This is a genomic window from Pedobacter albus, assembly GCF_036324255.1.
Lineage (GTDB): Bacteria > Bacteroidota > Bacteroidia > Sphingobacteriales > Sphingobacteriaceae > Pedobacter > Pedobacter albus.
In genome coordinates this window covers 536,904-550,151 of sequence record NZ_JAZDQT010000001.1, presented here as the reverse complement: position 1 = coordinate 550,151, position 13,248 = coordinate 536,904, and the positions used below count along the sequence as shown (strand labels likewise).

Genomic DNA, 13,248 nt, shown 5'->3' with positions numbered 1-13,248 from the left:
TTTCTGTTTTGATACAAAAGTATGAAAATAGTAGATAGTCCATAGCTAATGGTTAATAAGACTACCCACTATGGACTATGGACTCCCACCTATTTCACCAGCAAACCATCAAAAGTTACGGCTACGTAGTAAAGTCCGCCTAAAGTTGGCCCGCCTGCATATTGCACATAGTTCTTGTTGAAGATATTGGTACCGCCCAATTTAATGGTGGCCTTGTTTTGCGGAATGCGATAAGTAACCTGCGCATCGAAGGTATTGAATGCCGGTACTTGGCCATTAACCAGCGGGCTTTCCCATAAAAATGCCTGTTGCCATTTCCATAATACATTAAAGCCCAAATTCTTTACGATTTCCCGATTGCCAAATGAAATATTGGTCGCCCAGTTTGGCGTATTAAAACCGGTTACAAACACATCTTTGCTCTTGTTTTCCGAAATATCATTGTAATTCACGTTTCCGGCTATGGTAAACTGCTTGTAGAAATTATAGGTCAAGCCTAACGACGAGCCATAGTTGTTGTACTGGTTTTTAGCGTTGGTATACACCCTGTAGCGTGTTTGTTGGGTGTTTCTGTTCGATTGCACCATGGCTATTACCGCTTCGTCAGAGCCCACCTTTACCTGCGAGCTTAATCCTGTGGCATAAGGCACGGCAACTTCTACCTGTCCCAAAAATCCGTTGTACTGGTTTACATAGGCATCAATATCCAATACCAATTTATTGTCGAGCAGCACGCTTTTATAGCCGAACTCAAACGAATTGATGCGCTCTGGCCTTGTTGGCGAGAGATTGGTCACCTCGAGCAGGCTCCTGTTTTTTAACGCCGCGGCATTGGTCGTTAAGCCACCTGCCACATCTTTGTTTACCGCAGCGTTAAAATTGTTGATCGAGTTTAGGGTGTAGGAGTTGTCGAGATAGTTCAATCCTTCATTAATATACGATAAGCCTCCAACACGTCTGATATTGCCATTGTTGACAAAAGAAATAGCCTCGAACAGCGCCGGGAAACGGTAGCCGTTTTGGAAAGATACCCTAAAATTATGCTTTTGGGCCAACGTATAAACCGCAGCCACCCTCGGGTTAAGCTTGGCCGTAAACTCTGGATTGTAATCAAGGCGCAACGAGCCAAACAGTTTCAGCTTTTCTTCGAAAAAGGTTTTGGTTACTTGGGCAAAGGCACCGAATTTCTTGTAATAAACATTGTCGCCAAAACTGCCGTCGGGCAAAGGCTTGTTCCTATCGGCAATTGGTCTTTTAAAGTCCACAAAGTTATTGCCATCGGGCACTACTTCGTAAATACGGGCATCGGCACCCAACAAAAGGTTAAACACCTTGATTTTGTGCGACAGGTCTAATTGGCCATCGGCATGGTAAGTATGGCTTTTTTGGCTCAGCCAAGCGCCACCCGTTGCAGGCGCATCGCCACCCACTACGGCCTTGTGATCCCAGTTATTGATGGCGATAATGGTATTTTTCAGTTCTTCGAAAGCCGGTGTACCCGGAACTACCCTGCTGGCATCGGCTGCCGTACGCCCAATGCGCAAGGCATCGGCCAACGAAGCGCCATTGTTCAGCGCATTTTGCAGAGCCGTTTTGTATTTGGCGCCCCAAACACTGTTGGTGCCTCCGCTGGTGATGTCTAAATTATCAACCAATGGCTTGATGTTGTAAGAATCGCCGGTATTTTCTAAGGAAACATAAGTTCTCACCAAATAATTAGAGCCTTTGAGTTCCAGTTTATGGTTCTGTACCACAACATTGTCTAGCTGGATTTTATTGCCACGCTGAAAAACTCCATCCATTTTACCAATGCGGTAGCCATAAGACAGTTCTGCATTGTCGCCCAAACGGTAATGCAACGAGGCATCGAATTTAAGGTTATCGACGGTGGGCTTTACTACATCTTTTTCCCAATAACCGGTACGTCTTACAATAATGCTCTGGCTTCCTGTGTGGCCAGGAATGGTAAGTCCAGTCAGGGTTACGGCATTGCTCCCGCTATCGTCGCCATATTTGTTCCAGGCATCGTAGGCCGGATTGTCTGCATCGGCATTGAGCTCGGGAAACGACGGATTGGCGGTATTCAGGTTATTGGGATTTTGGTTGGTCTTGGTATCGGCCAACCAATCGGTCCCCCTCAGGTAGCTAAAGTTGACTTTAAAGGCAAATTTATTGTTGAAAGCCTTGGCGTAGCGAAAGGCTGTTTCGGTGAGATTGCTTAGTTCCCTGCCGGTACCGCCCACATGGTTAAGGCCTGTTTTTTGATAGAAGCTTAGCCCTTGGTACAAAAACGGACTTTTGGTAAGCAAATTGGCCATGCCATTAATGGCGTTCATGCCATATAGTGCCGATGCCGCACCCGGCGTAATCTCTACGCTGGCAATATCCAGTTCGGTTGGCCCGATGGCATTGCCCAATGGTACGCCCAAAGTGGCGGCCTGCATATCGATGCCATCAACCAGCTGCACAAAACGGAAGTTGTTCGGAATGTTGAAGCCCCGGGTATTGGGTACTTTAAAGGTAATGCTCGAGGTAGTCATCTGTACGCCTTTTACATTTTCCAAAGCATCATAAAAACTGGGCGCTGGCGATTCGCGGATGGCCCTGATGTCGAGCTTTTCGATGGCAACCGGCGATTTGAGGATGCTCTCCTCTACCCTCGATGCGGTAACAACCACCTCTTTGCCCAACAGCGTTTGGGTAACCAGCTCGATGTTGAGCACCGAATTGGGGCTTGAAACCTCAAATTCCTGCGTTTCGAAGCCAACAGCCGAAAAAACCAGGGTAAAAGGGTATTTGGCTTTGGTTTTTAGGGTAAATTTTCCTTGCGAATCGGTGGCTACCCCATTTACCGTACCCTTGATCAATACGTTGATGCCTACCAAAGATTGTTTGTTTTCCTTATCGATGATATGGCCGCTTACTTCGATAAAATTATTGCCTTGTGCCAGGGCCAGCACAGGCGCGACGAATAGGAGCAGCAAAAATAAAAGTTTAAAAAGGGAGTAATGGTGTTTCATAAAGCATGATTATGTTAAAATTGATTTGAATAATATATAATATCCATAGATTAAGTAGACAAATATATTTTAAAAAAAGCAACAACAAAATTTTATACTGTATTTTATTCAAAAAATCATGCTAAGCAAAATAAAATTCCACCACACCAATCGCGTCTTAACAAAAAAAGAGCATCAATAGTTGATGCTCTTTTTCAGTATGATGAGTATGCCCTCCTATCTGCTGTAGTTTGGCGCTTCTTTGGTAATGGTAATATCGTGCGGATGGCTTTCTCTCATACCCGCAGCGGTAATCTGTACAAACTGTGCTTCCTGCAAAGCTTCGATGGTAGCGGCGCCACAGTAACCCATACTGGCACGCAAGCCACCAACATATTGGTACATCACTTCGGCCAAAGTACCTTTAAAAGGAACACGGCCAACAATGCCTTCCGGTACCAGTTTTTTGATATCGTCTTCTACATCCTGGAAATAACGGTCTTTCGAACCTTGTTCCATCGCCTCTATAGAGCCCATGCCACGATACGACTTGAATTTACGGCCCTCGTAGATGATGGTTTCGCCTGGTGATTCTTCAACCCCTGCAAACAGCGAGCCCGCCATTACGGTACTTGCGCCGGCCGCGATGGCTTTAGAGATATCTCCGGTATGTTTAATTCCACCGTCGGCAATAACCGGCACGCCAGTTCCTTTGAGGGCTTTGGCACACTCGAAAACCGCATAAAGCTGAGGCACGCCTACACCGGCAATGATACGGGTGGTACAGATAGATCCTGGTCCAATTCCCACTTTTACGGCATCGGCACCGGCATCGGCCAAGGCTTTGGCGGCTGCGCCGGTGGCAATGTTACCGGCAATTACCTGCAAATCTGGATATTTGGCTTTTACTTCTTTTAATTTATCGATTACGCCCTTTGAATGGCCATGTGCGGTATCAATGGCAATAACGTCGACCCCAGCTTTAACCAAAGCATCTACACGAAGCAAGGTATCGGCGGTAACACCTACTGCAGCACCTACCCTTAGGCGACCTTTTTCGTCTTTACAGGCGGCAGGGTAGTTTTTTACCTTTTGGATATCTTTAAAAGTGATCAATCCGCTCAGGTAGCCTTCGTTATTGACTACAGGCAATTTCTCGATTTTATGGTTTTGCAGAATTTCTTCGGCTTGCAACAAAGTAGTTCCCTCTGGCGCCACAATCAGGTTGTGCTTGGTCATGACTTCGGCAATTGGCTTGTTCATGTCCTTTTGGAAACGCAGATCGCGATTGGTAATAATCCCTACCAATTTATTATCGCTACTGACCACCGGAATGCCACCAATTTTATGCTCTTTCATAATCTTAAAGGCATCGGCTACGATCGAGTGCTCCAACAAGGTAACCGGATCTTGGATCATACCGCTTTCAGAGCGCTTTACTTTGCGCACTTCGTCGGCTTGTCTTTCAATCGTCATATTTTTGTGCAACATGCCAAGTCCGCCATTCTGCGCAATGGCAATGGCCAATGCCGCCTCTGTAACGGTATCCATAGCGGCCGAAACCAAAGGAACGTTCAGCTTGATTTTCTTGGTCAAAAAAGTGGATGTATTCACTTCACGGGGCAAAATCTCCGAATAAGACGGCACCAGAAGCACGTCGTCGTAGGTTAAACCAGTTGCAATAAATTTTTGGGGATCGAGTTGCATAGCAAATAAATTAAGAATTATTATTTGCCGGGCAAAGATACAATATAATCTGTCAATATAAAAATATGATTGTGTTTTATGCCACCAAAAAAGTTTAGGGATTGTTAGTTTAAAATGGCTTTGCCGAAGGAAATAATTATTTGCGCCCCTCTTTTCATTGCGGCGTTCGGTATTAGCCAATAGGCTGCTGCTTGCAAAAGTTATAGAATTGAGTTAATTTCAATTGCTGCAAACACCTTAACTCATATGGAAAACTTTTTTATCGGCGTTAAAGAATGGCTCATCGGCTTCTTTGGGCTTGGCGATTTTTTAAAGCTAATGACCACCCACGATTATGGGCAATTTCTGACCTGGAAAGGCATCACGGCACTTATTGGGCCTATCATTCCTTTTCTGTTGCTCTTCGAAATTATAAGGATGCTGCTTTACCGCAGGTTCAAATTGGTTGATTACCGGATTTCCTTCTTTTCTTTGGTGCTCAATTCGCTGGTAGGCCGTGTTATTTCTATCGGCATGGTTTCCATCTGTATCGGCCTGTTTGCCAAATTTGCGCCGTTTAGCCTCGAAATTACCTGGTACGGGTTGATTTACGGCTATGTTGTTTGGGAATTTGGCCACTTCATCTATCACTATTTGGGCCACAAGATCCGTTTGTTCTGGTGCCTGCATTCTACCCATCATGCGCCCGAAACCATGAATCTATCGGTTAACTTTGCCCATTTCTTTCTCGAAGCACCTTATGCCGACCTGATCAGGACGAGTGTCTGTATTCTTTTAGGCGTTAGTCCGGCCTTGTTGTTTCTCATTATGTTTATTGATGGCGTTTGGGGTTCTTTCATCCACATTGGCGAAAACATTTCGAAAGATGGACGTTTTGGCTTCCTGAACAAAATTATCCTGACGCCTTCGCACCATCGGGTACACCATGCCAAAAACCCTTTGTACATGGATACCAATTTCTGCAATCTCCTACCCATATGGGATCATGTTTTTAAAACCTACCAAGAAGAAGACAAAAGCATCAAAATTGAGTATGGCATAACGAGGGTCATGAAAAAGAACAGCTTTTTAGATGCCTATTTTGGCGAATTTGTAGTGCTGGCCCAAGATGTTTGGAATGCACCCGGACTGAAAAACAAGTTCTTATACATCGTGATGCCACCTGGCTGGAGCCATACCAAAGCGCACAAAACGGCCAAGGTGGTGCGAAGCGAATATTTACAAGCGCAACAAAGTGCCTAAATGCCATTCGGCCATACTTACAATGTGATTGTTTTCTATTTACAGTGCGTGTAAATCTAGGTTTTGTTAGCATAGCCATACCTGGCAAATCCAAAAGTTACAAACACAAAAACACGCCTCCAAGCATCGCAGATAGCCTAATCACGCTATTGCAAATACACTAACTAAATATTTCTGTGTTTTTTTTAAAACTTATAGAAATGTTTCTATCATTGCACCAAAATAAATCCAAACTATGAAAATTAAAGCTCTCCTACTTCTATTAGGGATTACTCTGTCCCATTTGGTTGGCTATGCCCAAAAAAAGGAATTTAAATTCGGAAAAATTGCTCCCGAAGATTTTGCTGCCAAGGCCCCTGGCGCAGACACCGCCGCATCGGCCGTAAAACTGTTCGATGTAGGCAACTGTTATTTTGAAATCGGTCCGGGAGGCTTTGTCTATATTTTCGAAAAGCATGTGCGCTACAAAGTGCTTAACAAAAATGGCTACGATCTGGCCAACTATAAAATTGGTCTCCGCGGTACAGGAAGCAGCAAGGAAGTCCTGTTGAATATGGATGCTGCTACCTACAATATGGTTGATGGGAAAATGGTAGCCAGCAAACTGACCAAAGATGCCAAGTTTACCGAAGAATTGACCAAAGCCTTTACTTACAAGAAGTTTACCTTGCCTAACGTCAAAGAAGGTTCGATCATCGAATATAAATACACCATCAGGTCGCCGTTTATTTTTAACCTGCGTGGCTGGAGTTTCCAGAGTGGCGTTCCTACAATTTATACGGAATACAACGTTAAAATACCTGAATTCCTGATCTACAAAACCAATTTTTCTGGTTATATGCAGGTAAAGCAAACCAAGCACGAAGATGTAAACGCTACTTATGGCTCATCAAGTTCTACCGCTAAATACGATCAGTATGTATTGGAAAATGTCCCTGCCTTAAAAAACGAAGCCTACCTCACTACAATCGACGATTATATACCATCTGTTGATTTCGAGCTCCAAGCTACACGTTTTCCTGGCGAAATGTACAAGGACTTTAGCAGCACCTGGCCGAAAATAATTGCCGAACTGAAAGATGATGAAAACATCGGCGGCTTTGTGAACAAGAATTCTTATGCCAAGTCTGTTTTGCCTGGCATCTTAAAGGGCGAGCAAGATACGCTGACCATGGCTACGCTGATTTTCAACTATGTGAAGAACAATTTAAAATGGAATGACGAGTACAGCTTTTATACTTCGGCCACCAATCCGAAAACCATTTTCGAAAAGAAATCCGGAAATGCGGCCGACATTAACCTGAGCTTGCTGAGCCTCTTAAACGAAGCCAAGATCCAAGCCTATGCGGTTTTGCTAAGTACCAGAGACAATGGCATGCATCCGGGCTATCCTATCATCTCTAAATTCAACAACGTAATTGTCTGCATAGTGGTAAACAATAAAAACGTGTTGTTAGATGCCACCGACAAAGATATCCCTGTGGGCCTTATCGGTTACGACAACCTAAACCATACGGGTTTTGCCATAGATATTAAAAATGGTGTTGGCGCATGGATCGCAACAGAACCAACCTTGCCAAGCGAAAAAATCTTTAACTATACCCTCGCCCTAGACAAGGAAAACAAGCTAAAAGGAAAGCTGAGCCAATATTCTAGGGGTTATTCGGCACTGAACCTGAGAGACAAGTACAGAACAACCAACAATGAGACCGAGTTTTTAAAGAACTATAAAAAAGACAAAACAGGTCTTGAGCTCAAAAATTATAAAATAGATAATCTTGACAACCTCGACGAACTCTTGACCGAATCGATGGATGTAGAGATTGACGACAATGTGGAAGAAGCCGGCAACCTGGTTTACTTTACGCCACTCTTGTACGAGCGTACCAAAGAAAACCTCTTTAAACACGAGCAACGTGTTTTTCCGGTAGATTTTGCCTATCCGTTTAAAGAAAACTACCGCATTACGGTAACCTTTCCTGAGGATTATGAAATAGACAAGTTGCCTAAAAGCATGGCTTACAAACTACCCGATAACAAAGGGTCGTTCAGCATCAGCTTTGTAGCCGAAGGAAAAACTCTTTTGGTAAAAAGCATAATCGACCTTCCTAAATCTGTTTACGAACCTGATGAATACTTTGATTTGAAAGAATTGTTTAAGGCCGTTGTCGAGAAGCAAGCCGAGCAGATTGTATTCAAAAAGAAATCTTAATGAAAAAGATAGTAACAAGCACCTTATTTGCATGGCTTAGCCTGGCTGCTTATGCCCAAGGCACTTATGATGCGTCTAAAATAGATGCCAGTTTAACCAAAGATGCGGTGGCCGTTGTGCGTACCGAAGAACAGTTTTTTGATTTTAAAAACATCGGTTCAGGACAACTGGATTACAAAATTGCGATTACCGTGCTGAATAAAGCCGGAGACGATTTTGCCGAAATGGCCGAATCTTACGATAAGTTTTCGAGCATTTACAACATCAAGGCCACACTGTACGATGCTACAGGCAAAAAAGTGAGGGAGTACAAATCGGCCGACATCAGGGACATGAGCATGATTTCCGACTACTCTATCTTTGAAGACAACCGCGTAAAGCTGTTGAAATTTTACAGTACCACTTATCCTTACACCATTGAGTACAGCTACAGCCAAGATTTTAAAGGCATTTTGTCTTTCCCCTCATGGCGCTCCATTAAAGGTTATGGCATTGCTACAGAAAAATCAGTTTATACCCTGCAAAAAAGCCCTTCGGTTAACCTGAGGTATCTGGCCAGCGCCAATCTTAAAACCGACTCGACTAAAAACGGCGATAAAACGGTGTATAAATGGTCAAGCATCAATGTACCAGCCATTAGCAGTGAGCCTTTGAGCATTGGTTTCGACAATGTAGTAGATTGGGTAAAAGTTTCGCCCAACGAATTCGAATACGATGGCACCAAGGGCAATTTTAACAGCTGGAAAAATTTTGGCGATTGGATATACAAACTGAACGAGAACGGAAACACCCTGCCTTTAGCTACCAAACAGCAGGTACAAAACCTGACCAAGGATGTCAAAACACCCAAAGAAAAGATGAGGATTTTGTACAACTACCTGCAGCAAAATACACGCTATGTTAGCGTACAGCTTGGCATTGGTGGCTTTAAGCCTATTTTGGCCGAAAAAGTGGCTCAGGTAAATTATGGCGATTGCAAAGCGCTTTCCAACTACATGAAGGCACTGCTGAATGAGGTAGGCATAAAATCTAACCTGATTGTAATCGGCAATGGCATGCCCGGGCTTAATCCTGCCTATTCGAGCATGGGTCAAGCCAACCACATGATTCTTTCCGTGCCCTTGCCTAACGATACTACCTTTTTAGAATGTACCAGCCAGCATATGCCTATGGGCTTTATCGGCTTCGACAATTCCGACAGGAATGTATTGATGATAACCGAAGACGGGGGCAAGCTGGTACACACACCTGCTTATAGCGCAAAAGACAACTTTCAGGACAGGAAAACCAAGGTGAATTTTGCGGAAGATGGCACCGCCGAAATCAACATTAAGGCCACTTATGGCAATGCCCAGTTTGAAGATAATTTTGGCATGCTGCTGATAGAACCTACCGAACAACGCAAAAAAATAAACCAAAGCAACGACATCCCGGGAGCAGAACTGGGTTCGTTCAAATACGAGCAAGCCAACAAAGCTGTTCCGATAATGACAGAAGAAATTAACCTGAAGAGCAACCAACTGTTAAGCAAAGGTGGCGATAAGGCTTTTCTGACCGTGAATTTGGTAAACCGGAGAGAAAGCGTACCAGCCAAATTAGATAACCGTAAAACCTACTTCGCTGTTCCGTTCAGCTACCAAGACCTAGACGAAATCAATTTTGTTTTGCCGAAGTCTTACACAATAGAATTTCTTCCGAAGGATATCAGCATTACATCTGAATTTGGAACCTACACGGCCAAGTTTGTAGCTAAAGACAATACCATTACCTATACGCGCACCCAAAGCATGGAGGCCAAGAAATTTCCGCCAGAGAAATATAACGAACTGGTAGACTTTTACAAGAAAATCTATCAGGCCGACAAGCAAAAGGCTATTTTGGCCAAAGCGCCTTAAAAAAAATCCCGTATCCTAAACGATGCGGGATTTTTTTATGATTTGAATATTTACTTCCAAGCTATTCGGCCTCACAGTGCTGCCTTAACTGTTTGGGGCCCTGTGGCCAGATAAAAGCTGTTGTTTGTTTTTTCCAGCCCATGCTTTTATAAAAATGGTCGGCACCTGGGGCAACGCTCAAATTAACGAAGTGGTAGTTTTCTAACTGGTTGTTGAGCGTGGTGACCAGATATTTGCCCAAACCCTGTTGCTGGTAATCGGGATCTACCACAATATCTGCCAGCATGGCGTAATACCGGCCGTCGCCTACCACCCTGCCAAAAGCAATAATCCGATCGTTATCGAATATAAAAAGCGTTGTGGTGCTGTTTTTAAAGGCGGCCGCTATTTCTTCGGCCTTGCGATGCTTCCACTCTATTTTATAAAAGAGCGAAATTACATAGTCCCAGTCTATTTTAGACAAATCGGGGTTAACGATATAGGTATATTGTGGGTTTTCTTGAGGGATGTTCATAAAATCTTTGATGTCAACGAGCGATTATTTTTTACCTACTACTACCCTGGTCATCGCATCCCAGTTCAAATACGTATTGGCCAGTTGCTTCAGTTCTTCGGCACCTGTAGTTTTAACGGTTTGGATATACCTGTCGTAATAATCGTAATCCAGACCAGAGAAATAGATGTTTTTGAACTTATCTGCATGCGAAAAAGCATTCTCCAAACTGCCGAGCATAGAACCCAGCATGTAATTACGTACCAAATCCAGTTCTTCGTTACTGATCAGCTCTGTTTTGAGCAAGTCGATTTCTTTCGCTATCTCATTCAAGGCACTGGCACAAACCTCGGTTCCAACTTCGGTGGCAATAAAGAAATAGCCTGCATGCCTTAACGAGGCAATGCTCGACCCGATGCCATAGGTATAGCCTTTGTCTTCGCGAATGTTGGCCATTAAACGTGATCCGAAATAGCCGCCAAGCACGCAATTGAGCAACTGTAAGCCCGGAAAATCTGCATGTTTACGGTTAATGCTCAAATTGCCCATCCTGATGGCCGATTGCAGGGCATCTGCTCGCTCTACATAGATTTCTTGACCCGTTGTAGGCTCAAAACCAAAACTGTTGACTGCCGAAGCCTCGCGGTTTTCCCATTCACCACCAAAAACTTTGTTTAAGACGGCAAACTCTTGCTCCTCAAACTTGCCCGCTACAACGATGGTACAATTTGATGGTTGATAAGCCGCCTTGAAATAAGCCAGCAGTTCGGCCTGGGTCAAGGCATCATAATCGGTCAGTTGCACATCTACGCCATAGGGAGTTTGGCCAAAAACAGCATTTGCAAATGTTTTGCGCGCCATAAAGTCGTTTTTCTGCAAACTTACCTGCAACCTTTGCTTCTGGTTTTGGATGTAAATATCCAATTCGTGCTGAGGAAAAACACTTTCGTTAAGGATAGACCAAACAATAGGCAACACGGCCTTTAAATGTTTATTTAAGGTATAGAGCGTAACATTGGTCTGATCGGCAGTATAATCCGTTTGCAGGAAAGCGCCATAATAATCCACTTTCTCGGCAATTTCCTTGGCCGAAAGCTGTTTGGTGCCACTATTGATCAAGCCATTTACGGCCATGGCCTGCAGAGGCTTGTTGGCAGTCCAGTTTACGTTTTCGAATATGAATTCGATCCTCACCAGCTCCTGTTTGCCCGCATTGACGGTAAAAACCTTGATGCCATTATCGAGTTGCTGCGCTTGGGGATGAATAAAATGGATATCATTTACCTGTTTAAAATCAGGTGCAATTGTACGGTTAAGCATTGGCCAAATAATATAAGGTAGACGATTTTTCTTTTACAAAGGTTTTTGCAGCTACGCTTTGAAGCTGGGTGGCTGTAATGGCCAGGTATTTATCTATTTCGGTATTCAGCTTCGCTGCATCGCCCAACAGCTCGTAATAAGCCAAGTTCATGGCTTTGTCTAGCAGGCTCATTTCGGAAAATACCATAATCGATTCGGATTTGTTCTTTACTTTGGTCAGTTCTTCTTCGCTAACCAGCTCCGTGCTTATCTTCTCCAGTTCCTTCCAAATGGCCTTTTCTGCATCGGCCATGGCCACACCGGCAACCAATTTCCCTTCTACCACCAACAGGCCTTCGTCGAGGCTGCTCGTAATATAGGCATTGATTTCGCTGAACAGCTTTTGTTCCTTGAGCAGGCTGTTGTACAGGCGCGAAGATTGTCCCTGCGAAAGAATATCAGACAAAAGATCATATACCTGGTAATCGGCATCCAGCCTTGCAGCCATCTTAAAAGCGATATAAATGCCATTCAAAGGCACGTTTGCATTAACCGTTAAGGTCCTCGCCTCTTGCTGCTCAGGTTCTTTAGGCAGATTTCGCACATATTTTTCGCCGGCCGGAATAGGTTCGAACCATTTCTCGGCCAATTTTTTCACCTCTTCGGTCTTGACGTTGCCCCCTACTACCAAAATGGCATTTTTCGGATTGTAATGTTTTTGAAAGAACGCTTTCACATCGTCCATCTTAGCATTTTCTATCTGCGCCAAATCCTGGCCAATGGTTGCCCATTGGTAGGGATGCTTTTGATAGGCCAATGGTCTTAATTTAAGCCAAACGTCGCCATAAGGCTGATTAAGGTAGCGTTGCTTAAATTCCTCCATCACTACGTTGCGTTGCGTATCGAGGCTTTTTTCGGAAAAGGCAAGACTGAGCATCCTATCGCTTTCGAGCCAGAAAGCCGTTTCTATATTAACGGCCGGCAAAGTAATATAATAATTGGTAATATCGTTGCTTGTAAAAGCGTTGTTTTCGCCACCAACCCGTTGCAAAGGCTCGTCGTAACTCGGGATATTAATCGAACCGCCAAACATCAGGTGCTCAAAAAGATGGGCAAAACCGGTCCGTCCGGCTTCTTCGTCCCTGGCGCCAACATCATACAAAATATTCAATACCGCCATGGGCGTGGTGCTGTCTTCATGTACCAGTACTTTGAGGCCATTAGACAGCGTAAAACGATTAAAATCTACCATAATATTTTTTAAGGAGCGTAAATATAGAGAAAAAGCCAAAACCGATAAGGCAAAATAGCAGATGTGTCTGTTTTATGATAAATTGATTAATGAATAGGCTGTTTTCCTTAAGGCCATGGACTACAAAACTTCCCGACTATTTTTACACC

The 13,248-nt window shown here is 43.9% G+C and carries 8 protein-coding genes; 3 read left to right on the top strand and 5 right to left on the bottom strand.

What is annotated here, in order from left to right; translation table 11 throughout:
- Positions 1–89 precede the first annotated feature (89 nt).
- Both VRU48_RS02295 and guaB read right to left on the bottom strand, forming a co-directional pair.
- Positions 90–2,984: a TonB-dependent receptor gene (locus VRU48_RS02295; RefSeq protein WP_330106312.1), complete on the bottom strand. Its 2,895-nt coding sequence runs from the start codon at positions 2,982–2,984 to the stop codon at positions 90–92.
- Positions 2,985–3,236: 252 nt separating this feature from the next.
- Positions 3,237–4,706: an IMP dehydrogenase gene (guaB, locus tag VRU48_RS02290; protein WP_330106311.1), complete on the bottom strand. Its 1,470-nt coding sequence runs from the start codon at positions 4,704–4,706 to the stop codon at positions 3,237–3,239.
- Between the two features lie 246 nt (positions 4,707–4,952).
- Here guaB and VRU48_RS02285 point away from each other — a divergent pair, with 246 nt between their 5' ends.
- The 3 genes from VRU48_RS02285 to VRU48_RS02275 all read left to right on the top strand — a co-directional run bounded on the left by VRU48_RS02285 (position 4,953) and on the right by VRU48_RS02275 (position 10,055).
- On the top strand, positions 4,953–5,948 hold the full coding sequence (locus VRU48_RS02285; protein WP_330106310.1) for a sterol desaturase family protein: 996 nt from the start codon (positions 4,953–4,955) through the stop codon (positions 5,946–5,948).
- Positions 5,949–6,183: 235 nt separating this feature from the next.
- Positions 6,184–8,160: a DUF3858 domain-containing protein gene (locus VRU48_RS02280; RefSeq protein WP_330106309.1), complete on the top strand. Its 1,977-nt coding sequence runs from the start codon at positions 6,184–6,186 to the stop codon at positions 8,158–8,160.
- Complete coding sequence (locus VRU48_RS02275; RefSeq protein WP_330106308.1) at positions 8,160–10,055, top strand: DUF3857 domain-containing protein; 1,896 nt, start codon at positions 8,160–8,162, stop codon at positions 10,053–10,055. Before VRU48_RS02280 ends, VRU48_RS02275 begins: the two co-directional genes overlap by 1 nt.
- Positions 10,056–10,116: 61 nt before the next feature.
- Here VRU48_RS02275 and VRU48_RS02270 read toward each other — a convergent pair whose 3' ends face one another.
- From VRU48_RS02270 to VRU48_RS02260, 3 genes are read right to left on the bottom strand one after another with little or no spacing between them, the layout of a single operon-like run.
- A complete protein-coding gene (locus VRU48_RS02270; RefSeq protein ID WP_330106307.1) occupies positions 10,117–10,569 on the bottom strand; it encodes a GNAT family N-acetyltransferase in 453 nt (150 codons plus the stop codon).
- A 24-nt stretch (positions 10,570–10,593) separates the two neighbouring features.
- On the bottom strand, positions 10,594–11,868 hold the full coding sequence (locus tag VRU48_RS02265; protein WP_330106306.1) for a M16 family metallopeptidase: 1,275 nt from the start codon (positions 11,866–11,868) through the stop codon (positions 10,594–10,596).
- Positions 11,861–13,099, bottom strand: a complete 1,239-nt coding sequence (locus VRU48_RS02260; protein ID WP_330106305.1) for a M16 family metallopeptidase — start codon at positions 13,097–13,099, stop codon at positions 11,861–11,863. Before VRU48_RS02260 ends, VRU48_RS02265 begins: the two co-directional genes overlap by 8 nt.
- Positions 13,100–13,248 lie beyond the last annotated feature (149 nt).